This is a genomic window from Komagataeibacter medellinensis NBRC 3288, assembly GCF_000182745.2.
GTDB lineage: Bacteria > Pseudomonadota > Alphaproteobacteria > Acetobacterales > Acetobacteraceae > Komagataeibacter > Komagataeibacter medellinensis.
The window spans coordinates 2562148-2587200 of record NC_016027.1 but is presented as its reverse complement, the minus strand read 5'-3'; the positions used below and the strand labels follow the sequence as shown (position 1 = coordinate 2587200).

Here is a 25053-nt window from a genome sequence, read left to right as displayed (position 1 = left end):
ATCAACGGTTCTTCGATCCCTCCACGTGATGGGAACAACGCCCTCGCTTTCGGCCTGATCGGTGCATTCTGGGAAGCCGATTACGGATTGCTCCCGTGCCGCTCGACAGAAGATTTCCTGGCCTGCGTACGTCAGGACGTCTGCACACTTGTGCTGTCCTACACGCTTCAGCCACTAACACGCGGCACATACCGTCTCACGACCGAGACAAGTGTTTTCTGCCCTACGTCCGCGACGCGACGGCGTTTTGCGCCCTATTGGTACCTCATCCGCCCCGTCAGCGGACTGATCCGCAGGCGCATGTTAGCCTTCATCCGCAAACAGGCCGAAAGCTGCATCAAATCCGGGGCTATCACCGGCTGATACCAGCGATCCGGCTGAGTCCATCGGCGAGAAAATCCACGCAGAAGCGGACCCGGGTCAGGTTTGTCCGCTCTGGCGCGATCAGCATACTCAGCGGCACGGACGACAGCGTATAGTCCGGTAACACATGCTCAAGACGACCATCCCGCAAGCAGTCCTCCACCAGCCAGCGATGAGCCGGTCCGTAGCCTCGACCGGCAAGAAACGCATCGCGCGCCGCCAGACCATGATCCACAATCAATCGACCATGAAATGGCAAGACATGATTTCTGCCGCTCGTGCTCCGCAAAACCAGCCGGTCCGAGCCATGCACACGGGACATCCGTACGCCCTCAAGCTGACGCAGGTCCTCGGGGCGCCGCACCGGACCGTTGCGACGCAGCCATTCAGGCGATGCGACCAACATGCGCTGGCTCTCGCCAAGGGAGCGCAGTTTCATCGCGCAATCACTCAGGGGGCCAAGACGGATGGCGATATCGACACCGTCACGCACCAGATCAATACGCTCGTCCGTCAGACCGAATTCCACCCTGATGCCTGAGTTTTCGTCCTGAAAAGCATAAACGAGACGACTGACGTGCAGAACGCCTAATGCACCGGTAGAGGAAATACGCACCGTTCCGGCCGTTGCCTGCCGTGTGTCGCGCATTTCCTGGCTTGCCTGCTCAACGAGGGAAAGAATCTGCACACACTGCGTATAATATCGCGCCCCTTCGTCTGTTAACGCGGTACGGCGCGTGGTGCGTGTCAGTAACGAGACACCCAGAGCCTCTTCGAGTTCACGCAGATGCCGCGTTACTGTCGATTGTCCGACACCGGTTTCCCGTGCGACAGCGGCCAGATTGCCGCGCTCGGCAATGCGCACAAAGGTTCGCATCCGTTCCAACGAGACCAGAGACTGTTCCATTTTTCGGCACTGTGCCTTCCGCTATCGCCATATGGGAGAAGAATATCCTATCGCCTAGTCTTACCGGGAAACGACTCTTTTTTACCAAGACAAGGCTCCGCGCATGAATATCCTGATCGTATTCGCCCATCCCGAACGACACTCCCTCAATGGTACCCTTCTCGATACCGCAGTCACCGAACTGCAATCGCAGGGGCACGAGGTCAAAGTCTCTGATCTTTATAGCATGCACTGGAAAGCGGCCGTCGACCGCAGCGACTTCCCGGATCTGCCTGCCGGTGAGCGCCTGAAAGTGGCATCTGCATCTTCCCGAGAATTCGCAGTAAACGGCCTGACGGAGGACGTGAAGGCAGAGCAGGAGAAACTTCGCTGGGCCGATACCGTGATTCTCCAGTTTCCACTCTGGTGGTTCACCATGCCCGCGATCCTCAAAGGCTGGGTCGATCGCGTCTATGCCTGTGGCTTTGCGTATGGTGTCGGAGAACACAGCGATCGCCGCTGGGGTGATCGCTATGGCGAAGGCATGATGGCGGGCAAGCGCGCCATGCTGGTCGTTACCGCCGGAGGTTGGCCGGAGCATTACTCCGAGCGTGGGATCAACGGCCAGATTGATGATCTGCTGTTCCCCATCAATCACGGCATCCTGTTCTATCCCGGCTTCACAGTACTACCGCCTTTCGTCGCTTACAGGGTAGACCGATTGGATGATGCACGTTTCGGAATTGTGTCCGAGCAACTTCGCGAGCGTATGCGCACGCTCGCAACGACAACGCCGATCCCATACCGGAAGCAAAACGGCGGCGACTACCAGATCCCGTCGATGGAACTGAAGCCCGGTCTGGAAACACCCGGTGCCATTCGTTTCGCTCTCCATGTCGCGAAACCGGAGCCCTCATAACAAGAAAAGAGGGAACACGGGCACTTTGGCCGAAAGCATGAAAACGGAATGTCTGGCATTATCACAGCCACCATGACGTTTTGAATTTCAAACTCGTGCTTTCAGAGTGCCCCATTCGCGTCGCAGGATCGCATACTGCATGGTATTTTCGTAAACTGGCTGACCTTGCTGATCTTTCATGAAAGAGATGAACTCCATGAATGTTCCTTCCAGGCGCATGCCCAGTTTTTGACAAAGACGCTGCGACGGCTGATTGGTGTCTTCAACATAGGCATAAAGGCGACGTGCGTGTCGTTCGTCGAACAGGTAGGCAAACAGAGCGTGCGCGGCCTCGAACGCGTATCCCTGCCCGGCGAAACGGGGGTTGAAATTCCATCCAACCGAAATGGCGTCTTCTTCTGACATAGCAAAGAGATCGCCAATCAGTTCATCATTCTTCTTGAGACAGACAGCAACGTATTGGTCATCAGCGCTGCGTTTCTTTGCTTCAGTTAAAGCAGAATCTTCGTCAGACAGTCTGAGTGAAAAGAAACAACTGGATTGCGGATCATGCAGATAGGCATACAGAGCTGAGCTATCCTCCTCACGAAAACGCCGAAGAATAAGCCGGTCCGTTTTTATATTCAGCATTTCATTCGCTTTTTCTCGACTGCGCGCCTGTCGATCACGCATTCTGATAATACGCTCAGTCCGAAGAAGATACCATCAATCATAATCGTTGTTTTTCATGTTCCTGACAGGCTTTTCCTGATCATGGCATATTGAGGGATTTCCCTTATTTTTCCCTGCACATAATCCCCTATGATCCAATTTGCACCACGTCGCCCTGCCCGATTACGGACATCAATAGGCTTCACCGCCAATCGATATGGGCGGCTGGTTTATCAACAGGAGAAGATCCATGAGCGATGAACAACTGAGCCGCGCTCCGGTTCCCGACCGCGCGGAAGACGATGCCTTCTTTCCGTCGGCATATTCCCTGACCAAATATACGTCCTCGAAAACGGATTTCGACGGGACAACTTACCCGAAGCCCTATACGGGCGGGAAGTGGAAGATCCTGATGATCGGCTCGCAGGAGCGCTATCTGATGATGAAGGGTGGCGAATTTTTCTCGACCGGCAATCACCCGGTGGAAATGCTGCTGCCGATGTATCATCTTGACGCGGCCGGGTTTGAAATCGAAGTCGCGACCATTTCTGGCGATCCGGTGAAGCTCGAGTGGTGGGCCTTCCCACACGAGGACGAAGCCGTCAGGGCGACCTACAAGAAATACGAAAAGCAGCTCAAACAGCCCAAGAAGCTAGCGGATGTAATCGGTGAGGGTTTCACGGCCGAAACACCTTACCTTGGCGTCTTCATCCCCGGTGGCCACGGCGTGCTCAACGGCGTTCCGTTCAGCAAGGACGTCGGCGACATCCTTCACTGGGCACAAGCCAACGAGCGCTTCACGATCTCGCTCTGCCATGGACCAGCTAGCCTGCTGGCCACGGTGGTCGATGGCGGCAAGTTCGCTTATGAAGGCTATGAAATGTGCGTGTTCCCCGACAGTCTGGACACTGGAGCCAACATCGAGATCGGCTACATTCCCGGACCAATGGCGTGGCTGGTGGGTGAAAACCTGCGCAAGTACAACGTCAAGATCCTCAACACGGGGATTACCGGACAGGTCCACCGTGATCGTCTGCTTCTGACAGGTGACAGTCCGCTGGCGTCGAATAATCTTGGCAAGCTTGCGGCCGAAACACTTCTCAAAGCTGTCAATGCATAACATCAAGGGGAAAGGTTCAGGCGGTTATTTGCCGCCAGATCGCCCGCAATCGCCTGAGCCTCCGCTTCCCCGGATGCCCAATGGGCCATACTTCCCAAGTATATCCTGAGCAGAAAGCAAAACGCATGTCGCATGCCTGGACTCTCGTATCCCGCCCGAAAGGCGCTCCGACCATGAAGAGCTTTGCGCTGCGGGACATACCCGACCAGCCATTGAAAGATGGTGAGATCAGGGTCTCGAACAGCTTTTTCTCGGTCGATCCCTACATGCGCCCCCGCATGGACGAGGGAGACAGCTATATCGCGCCATTCAAACTGAACGAACCCATGACGGGGGCCGCCGTCGGACGCGTGGTTGAAACGCGGTCGGAGTGTTTCAAGGTTGGCGACCGGGTCAGTCATTTTCTGGGCTGGCGGGATAGCGCCACTCTCAAGGCTGAGGATGCGCTTCCGCTGCCGGACGGAGACCTGAAGGACGAATATTTCCTTGATACTCTCGGCACTATCGGCATGACAGCTTATTTTGGGCTGTTCGACATCGCTGAAGCCAGACCGGGTGATGTGGTATTCGTGTCGGCGGCTGCGGGTGCTGTCGGATCTCTGGTAGTCCAGATCGCCAAGCTGCGTGGCATGACGGTCATCGGATCAGCGGGGGGTATTGAGAAATGCGACTTCGTGCGCTCTCTAGGCGCCGATCATGTCATCGATTACAAATCTCCCGGTCCGTTCGAAGACAAGCTACGCGCGACGGCACCAGACGGTCTGGATGTCTATTTCGACAATGTCGGTGGCGAACAGCTCGATGCGGCGATGGGCGTGGCGAAACGCAATGCCCGATTTGCGATCTGCGGCATGATCGGCATGTACAATTCCGACGCACCGATCGGATTTGCCAACCTGTTTGCCATCATCTCCAAACGCCTTCAGATCCGGGGATTCATCAACAGTGATTTCATGTCCCGTCGCAGTGAGTGCATGGCGCAGATGGGATACTGGGTGTCCAAGGGACTGATCCAGAGCCGCTATACAATTTTTAACAGCCTCGATAACGGACCGGAAGCGTTCTTCTCACTCTTCAGTGGTGGTAACACCGGCAAGGCGCTGGTGCGTCTGGACGCGTAACGTCAGGACTTTGACAGGTAAGAAACCCGACATGTCTCTCTCGAAAACCGTAGAAACATTCTTCGAATCCTACCGTCGCAAGGATATCGACGCCATGCTCGGGTGTTTTTCGGATCATGGCATGATCAACTATATTCCTGCCGGGCTCGATGGGCCTGCACGCGACAAGGGCGTGGCCATCTGGTCAGGGCTGATGGCGGTTCGGGAGGAAATGGGATGACGACCAGAATATGCTGCTGTGGAATCCGAACATGACGGGTTCGATCGCCGAGGCGGCGTTTGCCGTCGCGACCATGATCCTGCGGACGAAGACGCAGGCTACCGTCGAGGACGCCATCCGGTCGTTCGGGCAGGAGCTCGGTTATGACCGTTTCGTGCTGTTCGCGGCGTCCTCGGCACGCGAGGAGGTTGTTGATCGTATCTACTGGGTCGAGGGGGACTGGTTTGGTGACGGCAAGCACGTCGATGCCACAAGCTATGTCCGGCGCTGCCCGGTGACGCATCATATGCTTGAGACCCATGAGCCGTTCTTCTGGACCAAGACAACCGGAGCATCCGGCGAATACTACCGAATAGTCGATACGCCGCAGGGAGCAGGTATCCACGGCATCCAGATCCCCATCTTCGGACCGCTGGGCCTTGAAGGTGCCATGAGCCTTGGGGGGACGCAGATCGACGCGTCCGTCACGGCGCGCCTTGCCCTATCTCTGGCCGCTGGCGCCGCCTTTGCAACGGTACGCAGGCTGCTTGACGGCCCGAGCGAGAAGATTGCCATTCGGCTCTCGGAGAGAGAACGCGAAGTGCTGTCCTGGACGGCGGCGGGACGGCGGCAGGTCGATATTGCCGCGATCCTTGGGCTTTCGGAGCGCACGGTCGAAAATCATCTGCGTCGTATCCGCAAGCGGCTTGGTGCATCGACGACCGCCCAGGCCATCCGCACCGCCATACAGAATGGCGACATCGAAAGCTGAAAAATATCAATCCAGAATTCATGAACTGGATAAAGAAGGATCACGACATAACACAATCAAAAATCTGTCTGGTCACGGGAGCATCGAAGGGCCTTGGCCTCGCAACAGTCAGGCAAGCGCTTTCAAGGACTTTCAGGTCGCTGCGATCTCACGAGACGCGCAGCGTCTTCAATCCAAGATGGAGGGATCGAAGAACCGTTGATTGATGTATCCGACCTATGATTTCAGGCTTTTTTCGTTCTGACTGACGGTCCCCGGGGTGACTTTCGATGTGTGCTTTGCGCAGACCGGGCGCTGTCGCCATTGGGAATGACTACGCTGTGGCATTCCCCTCTCGGGAAAGAGGAAACAGCGCATGGTGTAGACGATATTGGCCTGCCCGATCTTCATGGTGACCCAGGTCATACCCACGGTCCAGACGAACAGACCCATCTGCGATTTCTGAGCGGCAAAAACAGGCTCGATGCGGGATCGGATCACCGGCTTCTCCGCGCTGGACCGCTGGATATGCCGGGGCATGGGCCAGAGATGCGGCTTTTTTCCGTGGACCTTCGAGACGAAACCCTCTTTGTCCATGAAGTCTTCATTGGCTTTCGAGCGATACGCGATGTTGGCCCGGACACTTAAGGCCGTATTGGTTTTGTCCAACAGATCCTCGCGCAGCCTGGTGCCATCACTGGCGGCGGCATCCATCGCTTTCCATTTCCAGATCAGCCGACACTTTCGATTGATGGAAACATGCGATCTGTAGTCAAAGAACGAGATAGCGAAGCCCGTGGACGGTCCTCCTGCCGCGTTGCCTTCATGAACTCCAGCGTCCAGCGGACGTGCCTGTCCTTGTGGGCCAGCCTTGCCGACCTGTCTTCCCAGCCTTCGGGGATCCGGCCTTTCCGAAGAGCGGCTTTCTCCCCATGGGTATTGCGCTGCTTTGGCGCCGCCACCGGCATGCCATCCAGGATCTGGCCTGACATCGACAGATAACCGGCGTTCCGCAGGATAGCGTCAAAGCGCTCGAACAGCTTCCGGATCAGGACAGAACACCTCAAAATCCATAGTCCGGGAAAACGCTTTGAACTGATCGCCCTGCCCGCTTAACCGGGCAGGGTGCCCGTCAATATCAAAGAAACCCGCCTGCTATGCCGCGTAAACCGCCAAAATCTAGTTTAGGCAAAACCTTACAGTTTCAGGAAGTCACGCGTATCTGGATCAACGGGAATACCTGTACGTTTGCGCTCTTCCATCGTTGTCCATTCCCGGTCACCGGGTGCCATCACGCTCTCCCCGGCTATGGTGGAGGGGGTAGCACGCAGCATAGTCAGATAGTCCTTCAACGCCCTGTCAAACCCTTCACGTCCTACAAAGCGCGCGGGATCCAGTACGATGCAGAAATGGCCAACATTGCGCGGCGTGGCAAAATCGGACGTATCCGTCATCTGGATCATGCGGGGATCGATCATCGCGCCTGTCAACACCGCGGACAGAATGCTGACCATGCCAGCCAGCCCGGCACCCTTGAAGCCATAGCTTTCTCCCCCAAGCGGCAACAGCATTGATGCCTGCATGGCATCCTGCGTCATGTGACCTTCGGCATCTGCCGCAACATCGGCAGGCAGGGGGAGTCCGAGCGAACGGTATAGACGCACACGGTTGAATGGGATGGATGACGTTGCCATATCTAGCAGCCAAGGCATCTGGCCCTCAACCGGGGCCGCCATGGCAATGGGGTTTGTACCGTGGAATGCGTGAGTGCCTCTGAATAGTGTTACGTTGGCATCGGAATTACTGGTCATGATTCCTACCATGCCCGCTTCCGCTGCCTTGAGGGCATAGGCGCCCGCCGCTCCGCAATGCGATGAACGGCTCACCCCCACAGCACCTATACCGGTCTGCGTCGCCATTTCAATGGCCAGTTGCATGGCGTGGTAGCAGGCGTAATGACCCAGTCCATCATCCGCATCCAGCAGCGCTGTCGCAGGGGCGGTGCGATGCTCCTTCGGCGCAGGCGTCCCGTTCAGTCTTCCTGCGCGCAACATGGCTGCGTAATGCGTGACCAGACGTACGCCGTGACTGTCCACCCCAATGCGGGAGGCATAAAGCAGGGCCTGCGTCGTGGCTTCAGCGGTTTCTATCGAGGCACCAGCCTCAAGCAGAGCATTTCGGGTTCTGGCTTCCAGAATATCGGCGCTGGCATAAAAAATTTTGCTCATATCACTCTTTCCTGCAAAGGCTGTAATGATGGCTCAGTCCTGCGCCAGAACCCGTGCCATTTTTTTGCGGTCCAGCCGTCCTTCCCACGCGCCTATGACAATCGGCGCCACGCAGTTGCCAGCCAGATTACCCACCGCACGCGCAATGCCGATAAACCAGTCCACCGCCAGCAGCATGACCAGACTGGCTACGGGAATGGACGGAATGGCAGCAAGGGTGGCCGCAAGCACCACAATGGCAATGCCCGGCACACCATGCGCGCCTTTTGATGTGAAAAGGGCGGTGGTCAGCATGATGACCATCTGCCATGCCGAAAGATGTGTGCCGGTCGCCTGCGCCAGAAAGACGACGGCAAGGCCAAGATAGATGGACAGCGCATCAAGGTTGAAGGAATAACCCGCCGGCACTACCAGCCCTACAACCTGCGGATCGACCCCCATGCGCCTGAGTTTTTCCATTACGCTCGGCAGCACGGCATCTGATGTGGTGGTGGTGAAGACAATGGCCAGTTCCTCACGGAAATAGCGCAGGAAACGCCATGGATTCACACCAGAAAGTCGCAGGCATCCCCCTAGTGCGATGATGATGAACAGTGCGATGACCACGAAATACAGTCCCACGAACGCGGCAAGGTGCATGATGGCGTTCATGCCATAATGCGCGGTCGTGGTTGCCATGGCCCCGAAAACACCCAGAGGAGCCAGGGCGATGATCAGTCGCATCATACGCGCAAACAGCACCGCAAGCGCGTCAACCAGTCTGACCAATGGCGCACCTGCCTCCCCGATCAGGCTGAGGCAGCAGCCGAACAGGATGGCGAAGAACAGGATCTGCAGCACATTGGCCTGCGCGAATGCATCGGTAGGCGAATGGGGAATGAGCGAGAGAATGAAAGCGGTAATGCCGCCTTCATGCAGCAGGTGGGCATTCTGCGCGTAGGAAGCGACCATCTGCGCATCCTCGAGCGTTGGCGTAAACACGATCGCGCGCCCCGGTTGTACCAGCATGCCGATCCCGACCGCCATGACCAGCGCAAACGTGGTCATGACCTCGAAATACACCAATGCCTTGATCCCCATGCGCCCGACAGTGCGCAGCGAACCTGCCCCCACGATACCCATAACGACAATGCAGAACAGAAGCGGACCTACCGCCATAACGATCAGGCGCAGGAAGATGTCCGTCGTCCAGTGTGTCTGCATGGCAAGAGCAGGGTCGATCAGCCCCAGACCCAGTCCCAGCACACTGGCGATGACAACCTGCATGAACATACCCGGCAACCGATAGCGACGGGCGGCGGGGGAAGACGTATTCAGGTCGCTCAAGCCATTATCCTTGCAACATATGGATGCGTTTACAGTCCTGTCAGGCGTTTAATAGGTATAGTTCAGGCGTGCACCCACGAAGCGGGGCATGCCGGGAATGACACCATAAAAGGTAGCCTGCGTGCCACCTGACAACCAGTAGTGACGATCGGCCAGGTTCTGTGCATAAACGGTAGCCGACCAGTGCTGCTTGGGTGATGCGAAGGTCAGGAAGCTGTTGACCAGGAAGTAGGCGGGGGCACGGTAGATGCCGCTATCACCGATATGCTGAGGCTGGGTCTGCGCGCCACGATAGCTATAATCGACATCGAACGTCATCTGGTAGTCACGCAACACATGCCATGAATAGGTTGCCGCCCCGCTCAGAGTCAGGTTGGCCAACCCCATGGAGTAATTGTCGTAATTGGTATTAATGGCCGACCATACGCCTGTCTGTGTAAACTGGTTGGTGGTAGCCGTACGGTTAAGGGACTGGAACTGGCTGTAGACACCATGCTGGTAGCCGAAATTCTGCGTCAGCGACAGACCATGGATGGGATGGGCCTCAACATCGAATTCCGCGCCATAGATATAAGAACGCGGTGCGTTCACATAACCAGACAGCGCGCCGAACGGCGGCACGAGCACGGTGCTGACAATCTGCTGGTCACGATAGTCATAATAGAAACCGGCCCCGTTGAAGCGCAATTTGTTCTTGAAGAAGGTTGTCTTGAACCCACCTTCATAAGTGATGACCTGTTCGGGCTTGAACGGTTTGATCTGCGAGGCCAGTTCGGTAATGTTGGCGCTAAACCCGCCCGGCTTGAAGCCGCGGCTGAACATGGCATAGCCCATGATGTTGGGTCTGAACTGGTACTGCAGGCCCACATGGCCCGAGAACTCATTAGCCAGGGCCCCCGCATCACCAAAATTGGTGGGCGTGCCTTCAATCGCACCGGTATTGAGGTTGTAATTCGTGCTGGTAACGTTGCGGATATGCCGGTCATCGGATTCATGGGTAATCGAGCCGATCAGGCGCAGCTTGGGCAGTATGCGATAGGACAATTCCACGTACTGGTTAAAAGTCTGCATGCCTTCGGTATAGGATGTCTTGTTCAGCGGCGTGGTACCGGGACGATCTGATGAATCATACCAGAAGTTCTGCGCCTGTTCGGTGCGGCTGTAATACATGCCTGCCGTCCAGTGGAAACGTGCTGCGGGATTAATGGATTCAAGCTTTACTTCCTGCGAGAACACATTGCTCTGATTGTTGCGGAACATGTTGCCGTAGGATAAGACAGAATCCGTCTGATTGGACAGTTCATGTTCGTCAACGGATTCATAGGCGCTGAGCGTGGTCAGACGCCCCCATGTGAAATCCTTGGTAAAGCGAATGTTGGCCCCCCAGAACATGTTGTCTTCACGGGGCTTGGTGTTGCTGCCGTCGATGCCGATGATTTTTGCAAAACGTGGGTCAAGGCCCCAACTGGTCTGCATGAGATCGGAATTGATCGGCACGCCGTAGCTATTGTACAGGTTGTGGCCTGATGCGGCTTCCGACTGATCAGTTGTCCAGTGGCCCCCGATATCAAGATGCGTGTTATCATCAATGTTCCAGCGCAGTTTCGCGCGTAGGGCACCGAGATTGGCATTGCCAAACCTTTCGCCCGAAGCGCTGTGCTGGTAGCCGCCCCCCGTCATGGACTGCCCCGAGATACGGAATAGAACGGAGCGTGAAATAGGACCGGATATAAAGCCCGTTACGCGGTTCCGATCATAGCTGGCAATATCTTCCGTAATGCCGGCATGGAACTGCTCGGTCGGATCGGCGGTATGGAAATTGATCTCGCCGCCCGTTGTCATTTGTCCATGAGTATAGCCACCCGGCCCAGGGTTGACGGAGATGCTGTCCATGTCAAACAGCATGCCCGATGTCATGATGCTGATGGGATAAGCTACTCCATCCACATAGGGCATGACCGATGGCGTGTTGTTCTGTGTAAAGTCCATCAACCCGACACCGCGCAGGGCAAAGTTGAGCCCGGCACTGCCAAAGGAAGGCTGTATGGTCAGATTCGGGGCGACGCGTACGATATCGGTCATCTGGCGCACGTTACGGTTCACCAGTTCCTGGTGGTCGATATGCGTTGCTGAATCCGCTACGTGCTGCTGACGCATGAAATGCATTTTCTGCGAGGAAACCTTGATCGATTCCGGTGCCGCTGGCGACAGGCGGACCGGAGCATGAACAGCAGAATGTGCCGGAGTAGTCGCAAGCGGTACGCGATGCGCCACCTTGGTCGGTGTAGTAAGTGTCGCAGCCAGGGACATGACGGGAGAGACCAGCACGACAAAGGACGTATGCAAGAATAGCCGTCGACGCCAGGATGCGGAAAAGCTTGGTACCATCTTTATATCCTTGTTATTATTAAGTATTTACTTAATGAATGGAAGTATAAAAAATCTAAATTGCCGTTACTTTACGCGCCTCGGACCCGCAAGGGGATGTGCCAGCAATGATGCGGCTTCCCGGGGGAGCAAGTCCTTCGATGTTCTCGATAATCAGGTCGGCCAGGTCGCGGCTAGCGCCTTCAAGCTGCTCCGTCGCGCCAACCATAACAAAATCAACATCAGGCAGAGGAGGAAGATCCGCACTGGCGGGAACGGGCACGATTTCCTGACTGACCAGCAAACCCGATTGGGCGAACACGCCGTAACCGGACCGGACGGCTGCCACGAGCGCCCCGAGGTTCGAACTCATGAAAGAGGCACGCCATGCCCGGCCGACCTTATTCATGGCAGCAATAGCCGCTACACGAGTAATGCTGTTGCCCGAAAACAGGACCAGAGGCACGGCCCCTTCGACCAACGTGTCAAAATTGCCGCCCCCCAGCCATTGCAGCCGCTCACGCCATAACGGTATGCCACGTTCGTCGCCCTCCTTGCGCTTGGTGCAGATCAGGTCGAGCGCACCGGCATCAAGCAGGTTATAAAGTTCCCGGCTAAGGCCGACGGTCAGCCGCACCTCGACATGGGGGTACAGGCGGCGAAAGCGCTTGAGCATTTCAGGAAAACGGGAGACTACCATATCTTCTGCAATGCCCAAACGCAGTTCCACGCGCAGGGTACCACTGCGGAAGTAATCCATGGCCATTCCCTGCGCGTGGATGATGTTCTGGGCAAAACTCACCATCTGCATGCCTTGCGGTGTCAGTTCCACCTGCTTAGTGGTGCGATGCAGTAACGACGCGCCAACTGCCTGCTCCAGCCGGTTGATATGTTGGCTGATGGTCGATTGCGTAACACCCCGCATCTGCGCGGCGGACGTAAAATGCAACGTTTCGGAAACGGCGAGAAACGACCGTAGCAGAATAACATCAAGTTCCTGATTATCGCTCATAGAAATAAGATATACTCAGTAATTTCTATAGCAAATCATAAATTTATCGAAACGGATTGATGGGTTCCCTTGTTATATCAAAATCACAAATGATAATTATTTCTTTAAAATAACGTAATATCAATATGTTACATTATTAATTTCTTACCATGTGCTCAGGTCATGGCCATGAAAAAACGTGGGTACGTTTACAGAAAAGCAACATGACATGATCTCCGTTCACTTTTCATCACGAACATTTCTTATTGATTATGATATGTGATGATGAAGTGTGTTTCTCACACTGGACTTGTAACGGTTTTGTAGCGGTCAGGAAGTGATTAGCCCCCCTTGCTTTGAACGCGAGGAGGCTGATGCTGCGCAGGTATGAATGGCGTCAGCGTGGATTGTAGAACCCATTGATATACTGGAAGATGGCGGCCGTAGCCTCGCGACGGGTTGACCAGTTCTGTCTCCAGAGCCGTTCCGCCTTCAGACTTTTGAAAACTGTTTCGACAGCAGCATTGTAAATCGTTGATCGAGGCGATCATCCTGACGCCATCCGACAAGGGCCTCCAGATCGACGTCCGAAGCGACCTTACCTGCATCCTGACGGTCGCTTCGGGCAGCGGACAAACAAAAACCCCAGTCCGTTTCGGGACTGGGGTTCATGACGCGTTCGCATCGCAAGTTCAGATGGTTGCGGGGGCCTGCAACCAAAGAAAACTGCTACTTGTCAGCGGGTTCGTGGAGAGGCTCGCTGCATGACATAGTTGATTGATAAATAATCGTTTTTATCGATATTCTGTCTCGCCGCACCTTTCCCGGTCAGACCGTGTCAGTCAGCCAGTCCTCGGTTCGAAGACCCTCCACCCGCTGAAATTCCCGCAGATTGCCGGTCACAACAATCAGCCCTCTGCTCCGGGCATGCCCGGCAATCATGAGATCATACGGACCTATGATACGGCCATTCCGTTCAAGTTCGGCCCGAATGTCTGCCGTATGGGCGGCTGCTTCACTGTCGAATGGCAGGACCGCCAGCCTTGCCGCGAAGCGCTCGACTTCACGCCTTGTGCGCACGGGATCGGACGAGCGTTCTGCGCCATAAAGCAGCTCATACAGAACCACGTCCGAGATGCAGAGTTCCTCCGCACAGCTGTTGAACCTTGGACGCAGCCCTTGTGGTCGATCCCGCAATACCCGGATACAGAGGTTCGTATCCAGCAGATAACGCAGCATTCAGAGCGCCTCACGTTCCTGCATGGCCGGCTGGTTCCGCTCCCCCAGATCCACGCCGGGAGCCGCAAAGAAATCATCCCACGCTGCGTCAGCGGGGGCGATGATGCGTCGTGAACCTTCGGACACAATGACGACGTCACGCACCTGCTCCCCGAAGGCGACCATCTTCGGCAGGCGCACTGCCTGCGAGCGGTTGGATAGAAAGAGTGTCGTACGGGTCAGCATCGGCTATTTCTCCCCATGGATATATATTATGTATATCCCATTTGGACGTTGATGTCCCGTATTTTTAGGGCTCTACGCACCGAATGCATACAAGCGGGCCGGATGATACAGTAGATCTTCCGTCCGCCCCATGATGGGACCGCTCTCCTCTCTCCCTGAAAGACAAAAAGACAGCATTCATGACAGACAGGCCACGAACACGAAGTGACGCTTTCGCCCGCGCAGAAGAACGGGGTCGCCACCTGACAGCCACCATTCTGTCAGGGCCGGACATGCTGACGGGAGAGATTTTTGCCCATCGTCTTGGCCTGACTGTCTCAGACCTGCATGATCTGGAACAGGCCCATGCTGTCCTCGTTCTGCCAGAATCCTCACCACGAGAAGCGCGCTATCCGGCCTGGCAGATCGACGCGACGGGACAGCCCTTCCCTGTCCCGCCCGCACTTTTCGATACGCTGGGCGACAGCGGATGGACCATTTACCGCTTCCTGATGCAATCTCATCCTGAACTTGCGGGTCAGACAGCCCTGGAAGCGCTTCGCGATGGCAGGGTGCACTGGTCGTCAGGCTTGCCCACAGCATTGCGGAAGGAACCTTAGCCTGCCCCCCCTTGCCGGTCGGACCTCTTCACTTTCACCACTCCCACACCCTGGGGGCCCGCAACGTGAAGCATACTGGCGCTACTGCCCTCGTCACTCTTAATGCCTTGAGGCTGCTACGGATTCGCAACCATGACCTTGACGAGTAAGATAGCTCTGACGCCAGCTTCCTGACTCGTATATGACGGAGTGGTAAAGCCGAAATTCAGATGTACCCTCTTTCTCTTACGGATTTTCTGCTGAAATATTATTTAGAATCCATGTGTGAATATCTGCACTGTTCGGCTTCCATCCCCATGCCCGCGAGTAGAGGCTGCGCACCCGACTGTTAGACGCCAGGGAATACAGAGCCCTCTGACGCCCCCAGCGTTTTATGGCGGCCTCAACCGTCATGGAGGTTGCCTCACCAAGCCTCAATGCATTGGCAATAGACTGCGCCATATCCCGAAAGGATGCCTCTCCACTCTCAACAAATACAAATGTTGCCGGCGGAGCCTGTTCAAGCGCTAGGAAATACAGGTCCACGACATCTGCTATATGGACTGTCGACCAGCGGTTAAGACCTTTGCCAATATAGCGGGCGCAGCCATTCTCCCGCGCGTAGTCTACCAGAAGGGGAAGCTGGACACTATGAGCCGTCGGCCCCAGAGCCTTTCCATAGATCAGTGAATTACACAGAATGATTGACCGTATTCCAGGTGTTGTCAGGATCGCGTGATCGAGAGCAACTCGCGGAGCTTTTTCTGCCACAGGCAGCGGCATATGGCGCTCGTCGAAAATAGCCTCGCTCGCTTCACCTTCAGCATGATCAGCGACCAGACTGCTGCCACTCGTATGCAAGAAGGCTTTACCGGAACCTGAAAGCGCCGCGAGAAAGGTATCAACTGCATCCCGCTCATCACTGCTTGCCGCATTAACGACCACATCTGCTCTTTGGGCTTCTTCTATGAGAAGATCACGATCCGCCAACGTTCCTTGAACAGGCACCATGCCCAACGCTGCACAGGCCGCCGCTTTCTCGGCGGAGCGAACCAGCCCTCGTACGTCGTGTCCCCTGCGAACAGCTTCAGCAGCAAAGGAGCCGCCAATATAACCACTGGCCCCCGTAACAAACAGCCTCATCTTACCTCTTCCCATAAAAAATAGCAGTCAGCAACGTCACTCTTATTGATCACGGATCCGTCCCTGATTGTTCTTTGTGGGTGACCGACTTCAGAGAGCGGCCTGATACTGGATCAATCTGTCGGAACGTGAGGCTTATTCTGGCCCCTGTCACCGCACTTGTTCTGGGGACAGCATGTTGCCAGTACCTCTGCGTCATGCCACTCATGATAAGCAAGCTGCCATGCTCAAGAATAATGTCACACCTGCTGCGATGATCGTCCCACCGTCTCAACGAAAACTTTCTCTCTGCACCGAGGCTGATCAAAGCAATCGTTGGTTCAGTTCCCAGTCCCTCTTCGTTATCGCTATGCCAGCCTATGCTGTCTGCGCCGTTCCGATAGAGATTGGCCAGCATAGAGTTAAAGGGAGCTTTCGCCAGCTCTGAAACACGTTGCCGGAGCTGCTTGAGCACAGGGCTCCAAGGCTCTGGGTGAAGATTATGCGCCAGCGTGGTATATGTATGAACGATATCCCCATGCCAGCCACTCAAACGAGGCTGATCTATTACAGTATCATGAAGCCGGACTTTGTGCTGCTCCCAGACCAGCTCTGAACTCAGTCTCTTCATCAACAGATCGGGAGACAGTCCAAGAGATGGACGAGGATCATAGACGACCGTTCCTCCATTCAATTTGAGATGTCTTATTTCGCCGAATAGATCCACATAGCCTCCAGATCAGCCTTTTTGTAAGACTGCAATCGCTCTTCTACCCTCTCATAATCAGCCAACGGCCCACACGCTCCATACGGCAACTGCCTGTTCCTTTGAAAAAGAAACAGGCAGCACGACCCGATCTAAAATGCGTTTGGGCTCAACCTTGCGGGTAGCCAGACGGTATCAGATAACGTCTGGCACCTCAGAACTGGCCAAGACTATAGCGTTCAAGCCAACGGGCATAAGGAGCAGGCAAAACCCAGGCGGGTCGATCCGCGCGCAAGGCCTTTGCGGCTGCGTAGGGCCAGTGCGGATTAGCAAGAAGGGCGCGCCCAACTGAGACAAGATCCAACCTGTGTTCCGCAGCGGCCTGCTCTGCCACAGCAGGCACTTCAAACCCCCATGCTGACGTCACCGGAAGACCCACTTCTTCACGGACACGCCCAGCAATAGGCGCCATGAAGCCGGGGCCCCACGGAATATTCACTTCAGGAATGGTGAACCCAATACTCACGCTGAGCAGATCCAGTCCTTCGGTCTTGAAGCGCTTCACCAGTTCCATGGACTCAGCAAAAGTCTGTTCGTCACGACCATCGAACTCAATAACTCCGAAGCGGACCGTCAAAGGCAAATGTTCCGGCCACACTTTTCTGACTGCCGCGAGAGTTTCGACCAGAAAACGACTGCGGTTTTCCAAGCTTCCACCATAGGCGTCGGTTCGCTGATTGCTATGCTCAGAAAAGAAACTCTGCGCCAGATAACCATGAGCAAAATGGAGTTCAATCCACTCGAAGCCAGCCTCAAGAGCACGTCGCGCCGCATCAACAAAATTCTGCTGCACACGCTTTATATCTTCAAGAGTCATGGCTTTAGGCGTCCGGGGCAGATGCTTACCAAAAGCGATGGCAGAAGGCGCGATCGTCTGCCAGGCACGGGGGTCATTTTCAGGAATATGGTCATCTCCCTCCCATGGACGGTTGGCATTCGCCTTACGTCCGGCATGCGCAATCTGAATACCAGGAACGGCGCCAGCGTCCTTGATGGCCTTGACAACAGGAACAAAAGCCTGTGCCTGCTCATCATTCCACAGACCGGCACACTTTGGGGTAATGCGACCTTCCGGAGCGACGGCTGTCGCTTCGACAACGACCAGCCCAGCCCCACCCCGAGCCAAGGCACCATAGTGAATATGGTGCCAGTCATTCACGACCCCATCCGTGGCCATATACTGGCACATCGGGGGAATGGCGATACGATTACGCAGTGCAATGTCCTTGAGGGTAAACGGCTTGAACAGAGAGGGAGAGGCCATGATTAACTCCACTTTTTATAGCAAAACTGAATGCCCGGTATCCCATCGACAGATTGAAGTCGCTTTGAGGAATATATCTATCCGGCATCATTCATCTTGCTGGTTCAGAATAATACGTGTTTCTTCTACCCCTTGTCATGCTTGCGATAAATGGGACAATTATCCGAACATAACGGAACAAAGCGCAATCATACCATGACACATTTTGGAGCCCTGGAAGCCTTCGTGCAAGCGGCAGAAACAAGCAGTTTCAAGGAAGCCGGTCGACGGATTGGCCTCTCCTCATCAGCGATTGGCCGAACAATAGCCAAGCTCGAGCAGGAACTAGGTGCTCGTCTTTTTCACCGTTCCACACGCGCCATCAGTTTGACGGCTGAAGGAGAAAAATTTCTCTTTCATTGCTATCGCATTTTTGCAGAGTTTGATGCAGCCAGAGAAGAATTAAGCGCAGTCACCGCAGAACCCAAAGGACGATTACGCATCGGTTTCCCTAATCTGGGTACTGAATTGATGCCACATATTGTTGCTTTTCAGAAACGCTACCCAGAAATCGAACTGGATCTCGATTTCAGTGACCGGTTGGTCAATCTGGTAGAGGAAGGGTTTGATGCTGTCATGCGGATTGGTTCTGTTGATGATTCGCGTCTCATGATGCGCAGACTTAGCGGATTTCATCATAGACTTGTCGCAGCACCAGACTACGCTTCCCTCCGGGGCCTGCCAGTCAGCCCTGATGATCTCCAGACACATCTCTGCCTGAGATATCGTTATCCCAGCAGCGGAAAACTGGCCCCATGGCCATTTCTGACTAATGGTGAACTAATCAGTCCGGACCTGCCCACATCTTCGGTTTCCAACAATATAAACTCATTGCTAAGTATGGTAGAAAACGGACTTGGTATCGCCCTGCTTCCAGACTTCATGGTGCATGAAAAGATAAAGGCAAAGCAGCTCATCCCCGTTCTGGACGAATATATTCATGACAGAAGAGACGTCGGCATCCTGTGGCCGTCCAATAGACAGTCATTACCCAAAATCCGAGCTTTTGTTGACTTTATGGCGGGTCGCCTTGGGTCAGCATAATCCTATGCCTGAATGTGATGCTCAAGATACTCGACTAATTCAAGATGCTACGTTTTTCAACTTAATTCACTCTGCGAACCACAACAGACAATTTAAACAGGCCGAAAATACCCAGATCATGTCCCATGGATGCGCCCAATTTGCAGTCCGGAGCCCTCGTGTAGCGGCTACGAGCCATTATAGGCCCAAGGCACACTGAGTATTGCTCCTCCTCAAGAGACTGGTGCACCAGCAGAGAATATGCCGGTGCACATTCTTCTAATACGTCAAACGTGCAAATAGATCACGCCATAAAGACACATTCTGAAATTCCAGGAGCGAGCGTAACTTTACTAAACGACATATCCCCTCTGAAGAAGCGCGGATCGAATAAATTCAAGCTGGTATCTGACGCGTTGTTCATGCTCTTTCGCTGAAAGAGATCGGAATATTTCGGTATAAACAGCGCCGAAAAACATACAGTCGAGAATAGTTCTGGCATCATTTCGGACTTTATCCCCCGAAATATCGGGCTCGGCAGCTTGTTTTATGATATCAGAAACTGTTTTGAGGACAAATCCCTCAAATTTCTTTTCAAAATCCCAACCGTCAATCCCCTCACAAATTTTAATACATAGCCCATCATCTTTTGGAAGAGCGTGATCACGGTTATGCTTATAAATAAACAGAAATATCGTGGCTATTTTTTCAAAAAGATCTTTTTTTGTGTCAATCTCTTTTTTTATTTTTTTGGCGAAGGAAGAAAAAACCTGATCACCAACGGCATCTATAATTTCATTTTTTCCTTTGAAAAAATTATAAATGTGTGCGGGTGACATACCTGCCGCTTCCGCAATATCGGACATGGTTGTCTTTGACTGCCCGTAACGCTCAAACAATAAGCGTGCCTGCTCAACAATCTGCGTCCTAACAGCTTCATCACGCTCATTTTTGTTCTTCAACATCAAGGATGGTCCCATCGTTAGCTCAATCACCAGCCATTTAGATTATTAAAATCCATTTGCAAGCACAGATTACATCAATTTCAATATCCAATGGCAGAGTTGATGATCAGACATTCGTAATTTGATCCCAACGCGCCCTCAAGAAAAACAAGACTTGGACTCACAACATTTTATCCGCTCCAAGCCTCTTCGCATGATGAAGCCAAACATTCTGAACCCCATAGAAATGTCGGCACAGCAAGCCATCCTATAATGCTGTCTGTCAGACAAGCTTATAGAATATGCTCACCGATACGGAATGGGCGCTTTGGCGTCTCATTCTCCCAGCCACCCCCTAATACCTTATAGAGCGTAACAGCGTTTGAACGCTGACCGAGATGGATAGAAATCCCTTCCGTCACGGCGTTGAGATAAGTTCTCTGGGCAACAAGTGTTTGCAGATAACTGTCTGACCCCATTTCAAAACGCGCACGAGAAAGCCGGTATTGCCGCTGTGAAGCCGAAACAAAACAATCCTGCGCCGTCGTTTCCCGAACATAAGTCTCTCTGGCAGCAAGCGCGTCTGCTACTTCTCTAAAACCTGTCTGGATTGATTTTTCGTAGCGGGCAATCTCCATACGCTTGTTTGCTTTCGATTGTTTGAGTTGGGCCGTCAATCGACCTTCGTCAAAAATCGGAAGTGTGATCTGCGGGGCGACATCCCATGCCCCCATTCCGGATCGGAAAAGGCGTTTGATGCCACTACTTGCTGTACCATTTGACGCAGTAATCTGGATCTTCGGAAAGAACTCAGCCCGAGCCTCCCCAATATCGTCATTTGCGGCCAGAAGCGTATGCTCTGCGGCAAGAATATCCGGACGCCTACTGATGAGATCAGACGGGAGACCTTCTGGAACATCCGGAAAGTCCACTATGTCAGCAAGAGCTTTCTTTCCTTCCAGTGCATTTTTCTGAGCGTCCGTCAGAGGCCTTCCTACCAGAAGTTCCAGCTGATTGAGGGCCTGAGCCCGCTGACGGTCATAGATCTCCAGTTGCTTTTCAGCTTCACGCAGCGCCTCCTCTGCCTCCGCCACATCAAGGTCGCTCGACGAACCGCTTTTACGCGCTTCAAGGACGAGATCGTAACTTTTCTGCCAGCTTTTCAGAATATCTGATGTGAGTTGATATCCTTCATTGTTGGCCACCCAGTTAAGAACTGTCGTAGCGACGCTTGCTTTGAGCGTAATATTCACGCTCTCACGCGTATAGACGTCACTCATGTAATGATCAAATGCCGACCGGGAAGCACTCCTGATGCGCCCCCATAGATCAATCTCATAAGAGGAAACGCCGAAACCGACACCATACTGCCTTTGGTAAATAGACCCCTGAGAAGCTGGTGTATGGGGAAACCGCATGGTTCGAGCAGCATATTTCTGGATATTTCCTGATGCATTCCCCGTCAATGACGGAAACAGACTCGCATTTTCAATATCAAACTGCGCACCAGCTGTTTCGATCTGCTGAATGGCAACACGATAGTCACGGTTGTTCTCCAGCGCTTCTGCAATAAGAGATTGAAGAAGTGGATCACGATAAAAGTCGCGCCATGCAGCATCGGATTTCACGGCATCTGACGAGACGCCTTTGGTATTACGATAGGCAGACCCATTCGGCCAAGTCTTGCCAACCGGGCTGGCTGGCCGTTCGTAATGCGGAATCATGGTACATCCTCCAAGAAGCAGGAAGACCAGTGATGAAAAGGAAAGCTGCCTCGACATCAGTGCGCCCCCCCTTCTTCCGCTGTGCTGACGGGAGGCTTATCTGGAGCATTGCGCTGAACCCGGAACAGGGTCAGAACCGAAACAAAGAATTTAGGCACGAACAACACAGCCAGCACTGTCGCACCAGTCATACCACCGACAACCGCTGTGCCGATGGCAATATGCGCAGCCGAACCTGCCCCTGTGGCGAGTGCCAGCGGCAGAGTACCAACAATGAAGGCAAAAGATGTCATCAGGATGGGACGCAGACGTTCTTTTGCCGCGATCAAAGCTGCATCAGCCAATGTTGCACCCGCATCATAGTGCATCTTCGCGAACTCCACGATAAGAATTGCATTTTTGGTGGCCAGACCGACTGTTGTAAGCAGGCCGACTTGGAAATAGATATCGTTTGCCAGACCGCGCAGGAAAGTAGCGAGTGCAGCACCAAGAATTCCGAGTGGAATCACGAGCATGACAGCAACAGGAATTGACCAGCTCTCATAAAGTCCTGCCAGACAGAGGATAACGACAATCAATGAAACAGCATAAAGTTTCCCGGATTGCCCTGCACTCTGCTGCTGTTCATAGGAGATAGAAGACCACTCGTGCGATAGCCCTACCGGCAGCTTTGCCGCATAATCTTCCATGATCTTCATTGCCTCGCTACTGCTTATGCCTGCCGCTGGCGCACCCAGAATTTCGAAAGCGGGAACACCATTGTAGACATCCTGCTTCTGGGCCCCAATTTCCCACTTTGGATCGGTAAAAGCAGTGAGCGGCACCATCTGGCCCTGTGTATTGCGTACAAACCATTTCTCTAGGTCGCGGGGCTGCAACCTCGAATCCATCTCCCCCTGAAGAAAGACTTTTTTGGCACGGCCACTCATATTGAATTGGTTGATATAGGCAGAACCGAAGGCGCTCCCGATCGTATCATTGATATCGCTATTGGAAACCGAATAAGCATTGGCGCGCTCCCTCAGAACGTTCAAATGCCATTGTGGTGCGTCATCCAGTCCATTCAGACGGACAGCAACAAGCCTCGGATCTTTCCGCGCCATGGCAATGAGCTGGTCCTTGGCCTGAGAAAACTGCTCGTAGGGAATTCCCCCTGGATTGGTCAGCTCAAAATCAAAACCACTGGCATTGCCGAGTTCAATGACGGGTGGAGGAAGAAACGCAACAACCTGGGCTACCCCATACGTCGCAAAATGCCCGTTAATATCAGACGCTATGTCCTGCGCTGTACGAACGGCACCCGTACGCTCATCAATATGCTTGAGCTTGACTGCGATAAAACCTGCACTTTGACTGCGTCCGCCAAAATGGAAGCCAAACACCGTCAGGACATTTTCTACAGCACCTTTATCGTGTGCCTGGACATATTCACGAATATCTTTCTGCACACGTTCCGTGACATGCGCCGAACTGTTGAGCGGCGATTGAACCTGCACGAAGACGACTTCCTGATCTTCATCAGGCAAGAAACCTTCAGAAAGCTTAAAAAAGCATAGCACAGCGGCAACGCTCAGAAACAAATACCCCCCCCATGCAAGCGGTGTCGCATTCAGACGCACCACGATACGACCATAATACTCAAGCAACGCGTCGAATGACCGGTTAAACCAGCCGAATGGACCCTTCGTCGCCTGACCGTGGGATGGACGCAAAATAGTGGCACACAACGCCGGCGTGAACGTAATGGCGGTAATGACCGAAAGCGTCATGGCCGCAATGATGGTGATGGAGAACTGGCGGTAAATGATGCCTGCAGAGCCACCGAAGAACGCCATGGGCAGGAAAACCACTGACAGCACCATTGTGATGCCAAACAGCGCACCTGTAATTTCCTTCATTGATCGGCTTGTCGCGTCGGCGGGTGAAAGATTTTCTTCCGCCATCAGACGTTCGACGTTCTCAACCACAACGATTGCGTCGTCCACCAGCAGACCAATTGCCAGTACCAGCGCCAGCATTGTCAGGGTGTTGAGCATGAAGCCCGACGCCTGAATTACGGCGAAAGTTCCAAGCAACACGACGGGCACGGCAATGGTGGGAATCAGAGTGGCACGAAAATTCTGCAGGAACACATACATCACCACGACCACAAGACCGATCGCAATAACCAGTGTCTCTACAACCTCGTGCATGGACTCCATGACGAACGGCGCTGTGTCATAAGCATAAACAACGTGCACGCCTGCGGGAAAGGACGACGCAGCACGATCAAACAGCGCCTTTACGGTGGAGACTGTCTGAATCTGGTTGGCACCAGGCGCGAGATTGAGGGCAAGACCGGCAGCAGGGTGCCCATCTACGAGACCCTTTGGCTGGAAACTTTGTGCCCCTAGTTCCACACGCGCAACATCACGCAGACGAACCTGTGTGCCGTCCGGGTTGACCTTCAAAAGGATATTCTGGAAATCCTCCGGTGTGGTCAGACGCTGCGGCCCCAAAATGACGGCGTCAAGCACCTGTTCATCCGGGCTTGGCAGCGCGCCAATCTCACCGGATGAAACCTGAAAGTTCTGATTTGTAACCGCGTTGCGAACATCCGTTACAGTCATCCCGTAGCTGGTCAGTTTCTCCGGTTTGACCCATATGCGCATTGCATATTCTGAACCGAAGAAGGTGTAGTCACCAATACCCGTGACCCGCGTAACCGGTTCCTGAAGATGGTTAGCGACAAAATCCCCCAGAGCATAGGAATCGAGCCGGTTATCCTCACTTACCAACATGGCGATCAGAGTAAAACTCTTGGTTGCCTTGGTAATTTTCACGCCCTGGGCAACCACATCTGGCGGCAGGAGTGCCTGCGCCACTGTCATGCGGTTTTGCACCTGCACCTGGGCGATATTTGGATCCGTGCCCTGAATAAAGGTCAGCACCACCTGCGCTGTGCCATCCTGCTGCGCAGACGATGAGATATATTCCAGCCCATCAAGACCATACATCTGCTCTTCAATGGGCTGCACAACAGTTTTCAACACTGTTTCAGCGGAGGCACCTGGATAAGTAACACTGACGGTAACTGGTGGAGGTGCGATACTGGGATATTGGCCAATAGGTAGGGTCATGAGCGCAATAACGCCCAGAAGCGAGATTAGAAGAGCAACGACCCAGGCAAAAATTGGCCTTCGGATAAAGAAATCTGACATCACATAA

Annotated in this window: 21 protein-coding genes and 3 pseudogenes; 8 read left to right on the top strand and 16 right to left on the bottom strand. The window is 53.9% G+C overall.

The annotated features are described in order from the left end of the window. Window positions 1-352: 352 nt before the first annotated feature. Complete coding sequence (locus GLX_RS12170; RefSeq protein ID WP_014106255.1) at window positions 353-1270, bottom strand: LysR family transcriptional regulator; 918 nt, start codon at window positions 1268-1270, stop codon at window positions 353-355. 103 nt (window positions 1271-1373) lie between these two features. Between GLX_RS12170 and GLX_RS12165 the strand changes: the two genes are divergently transcribed. Then, window positions 1374-2168: an NAD(P)H-dependent oxidoreductase gene (locus tag GLX_RS12165; protein ID WP_014106254.1), complete on the top strand. Its 795-nt coding sequence runs from the start codon at window positions 1374-1376 to the stop codon at window positions 2166-2168. 87 nt (window positions 2169-2255) lie between these two features. Here the strand turns inward: GLX_RS12165 and GLX_RS12160 are convergent, their stop codons facing one another. Continuing rightward, window positions 2256-2840: a GNAT family N-acetyltransferase gene (locus tag GLX_RS12160; protein ID WP_231850339.1), complete on the bottom strand. Its 585-nt coding sequence runs from the start codon at window positions 2838-2840 to the stop codon at window positions 2256-2258. Window positions 2841-3069: 229 nt separating this feature from the next. On the opposite strand from GLX_RS12160, the gene hchA reads away from it, so the two are divergent. From hchA to GLX_RS12140, 4 genes are all read left to right on the top strand, one after another. Next, window positions 3070-3939 (top strand): glyoxalase III HchA, encoded by an 870-nt coding sequence (hchA, locus tag GLX_RS12155; RefSeq protein ID WP_014106252.1) that lies wholly within the window; start codon window positions 3070-3072, stop codon window positions 3937-3939. A gap of 80 nt (window positions 3940-4019) precedes the next feature. Then, on the top strand, window positions 4020-5060 hold the full coding sequence (locus tag GLX_RS12150; protein WP_014106251.1) for an NADP-dependent oxidoreductase: 1041 nt from the start codon (window positions 4020-4022) through the stop codon (window positions 5058-5060). A gap of 31 nt (window positions 5061-5091) precedes the next feature. After that, window positions 5092-5280, top strand: a complete 189-nt coding sequence (locus GLX_RS12145) for a nuclear transport factor 2-like protein (protein WP_014106250.1) — start codon at window positions 5092-5094, stop codon at window positions 5278-5280. A gap of 31 nt (window positions 5281-5311) precedes the next feature. After that, complete coding sequence (locus GLX_RS12140) at window positions 5312-6031, top strand: PA1136 family autoinducer-binding transcriptional regulator (RefSeq protein ID WP_041247856.1); 720 nt, start codon at window positions 5312-5314, stop codon at window positions 6029-6031. Window positions 6032-6361: 330 nt separating this feature from the next. Here GLX_RS12140 and GLX_RS12135 read toward each other — a convergent pair. From GLX_RS12135 to GLX_RS17490, 6 genes and pseudogenes are all read right to left on the bottom strand, one after another. After that, a pseudogene (locus tag GLX_RS12135) lies at window positions 6362-7147 on the bottom strand (IS5/IS1182 family transposase); the annotation flags it as partial. Window positions 7148-7206: 59 nt separating this feature from the next. Continuing rightward, window positions 7207-8238 carry an Ldh family oxidoreductase gene (locus GLX_RS12130; RefSeq protein ID WP_014106246.1) on the bottom strand — a complete coding sequence of 344 codons (1032 nt, stop codon included), beginning with the start codon at window positions 8236-8238 and terminating at the stop codon, window positions 7207-7209. 33 nt (window positions 8239-8271) lie between these two features. Then, window positions 8272-9510, bottom strand: coding sequence for a cation:dicarboxylate symporter family transporter (locus GLX_RS12125; RefSeq protein ID WP_014106245.1), 1239 nt, complete (start codon window positions 9508-9510; stop codon window positions 8272-8274). Window positions 9511-9612: 102 nt separating this feature from the next. Then, the gene (locus GLX_RS12120) at window positions 9613-11910 is read right to left on the bottom strand and encodes a TonB-dependent receptor (protein ID WP_231850337.1); all 2298 of its coding nucleotides are present in this window, start codon (window positions 11908-11910) and stop codon (window positions 9613-9615) included. A gap of 97 nt (window positions 11911-12007) precedes the next feature. Beyond that, entirely contained in the window at window positions 12008-12943 is a 936-nt protein-coding gene (locus GLX_RS12115; RefSeq protein ID WP_014106243.1) for a LysR family transcriptional regulator, read from the bottom strand. Between the two features lie 376 nt (window positions 12944-13319). Next, a pseudogene (locus GLX_RS17490) lies at window positions 13320-13448 on the bottom strand (IS3 family transposase); the annotation flags it as partial. A gap of 2 nt (window positions 13449-13450) precedes the next feature. On the opposite strand from GLX_RS17490, the pseudogene GLX_RS19015 reads away from it, so the two are divergent. Continuing rightward, window positions 13451-13690, top strand: a pseudogene (locus GLX_RS19015) (recombinase family protein); the annotation flags it as partial. 60 nt (window positions 13691-13750) lie between these two features. On the opposite strand, the gene vapC reads toward GLX_RS19015, so the two are convergent. Together vapC and vapB are read right to left on the bottom strand one after the other, a co-directional pair. Continuing rightward, window positions 13751-14161 (bottom strand): type II toxin-antitoxin system tRNA(fMet)-specific endonuclease VapC, encoded by a 411-nt coding sequence (vapC, locus tag GLX_RS12105; protein ID WP_014106242.1) that lies wholly within the window; start codon window positions 14159-14161, stop codon window positions 13751-13753. Next, window positions 14162-14386: a type II toxin-antitoxin system VapB family antitoxin gene (vapB, locus tag GLX_RS12100; protein ID WP_010511771.1), complete on the bottom strand. Its 225-nt coding sequence runs from the start codon at window positions 14384-14386 to the stop codon at window positions 14162-14164. Between the two features lie 179 nt (window positions 14387-14565). Here vapB and GLX_RS12095 point away from each other — a divergent pair, with 179 nt between their 5' ends. After that, entirely contained in the window at window positions 14566-14985 is a 420-nt protein-coding gene (locus tag GLX_RS12095; protein WP_014106241.1) for a hypothetical protein, read from the top strand. 225 nt (window positions 14986-15210) lie between these two features. Here the strand turns inward: GLX_RS12095 and GLX_RS12090 are convergent, their stop codons facing one another. The 3 genes from GLX_RS12090 to GLX_RS12085 form a co-directional block, all read right to left on the bottom strand. Next, window positions 15211-16107 carry an NAD-dependent epimerase/dehydratase family protein gene (locus GLX_RS12090; protein ID WP_014106240.1) on the bottom strand — a complete coding sequence of 299 codons (897 nt, stop codon included), beginning with the start codon at window positions 16105-16107 and terminating at the stop codon, window positions 15211-15213. Between the two features lie 49 nt (window positions 16108-16156). Next, complete coding sequence (locus GLX_RS17485; protein WP_148268597.1) at window positions 16157-16813, bottom strand: alpha-ketoglutarate-dependent dioxygenase AlkB family protein; 657 nt, start codon at window positions 16811-16813, stop codon at window positions 16157-16159. 193 nt (window positions 16814-17006) lie between these two features. After that, complete coding sequence (locus GLX_RS12085; RefSeq protein WP_014106238.1) at window positions 17007-18116, bottom strand: NADH:flavin oxidoreductase/NADH oxidase; 1110 nt, start codon at window positions 18114-18116, stop codon at window positions 17007-17009. Between the two features lie 195 nt (window positions 18117-18311). Here GLX_RS12085 and GLX_RS17480 point away from each other — a divergent pair, with 195 nt between their 5' ends. Beyond that, a complete protein-coding gene (locus GLX_RS17480) occupies window positions 18312-19199 on the top strand; it encodes a LysR family transcriptional regulator (protein WP_014106237.1) in 888 nt (295 codons plus the stop codon). A 332-nt stretch (window positions 19200-19531) separates the two neighbouring features. On the opposite strand, the gene GLX_RS16660 is transcribed toward GLX_RS17480, so the two are convergent. The 3 genes from GLX_RS16660 to GLX_RS12065 all read right to left on the bottom strand — a co-directional run bounded on the left by GLX_RS16660 (window position 19532) and on the right by GLX_RS12065 (window position 25046). After that, the gene (locus tag GLX_RS16660; RefSeq protein ID WP_048851167.1) at window positions 19532-20143 is read right to left on the bottom strand and encodes a TetR/AcrR family transcriptional regulator; all 612 of its coding nucleotides are present in this window, start codon (window positions 20141-20143) and stop codon (window positions 19532-19534) included. 272 nt (window positions 20144-20415) lie between these two features. Further along, window positions 20416-21903: an efflux transporter outer membrane subunit gene (locus tag GLX_RS12070; protein WP_014106235.1), complete on the bottom strand. Its 1488-nt coding sequence runs from the start codon at window positions 21901-21903 to the stop codon at window positions 20416-20418. Then, window positions 21903-25046 carry an efflux RND transporter permease subunit gene (locus GLX_RS12065; RefSeq protein ID WP_035352875.1) on the bottom strand — a complete coding sequence of 1048 codons (3144 nt, stop codon included), beginning with the start codon at window positions 25044-25046 and terminating at the stop codon, window positions 21903-21905. Before GLX_RS12065 ends, GLX_RS12070 begins: the two co-directional genes overlap by 1 nt. Window positions 25047-25053 lie beyond the last annotated feature (7 nt).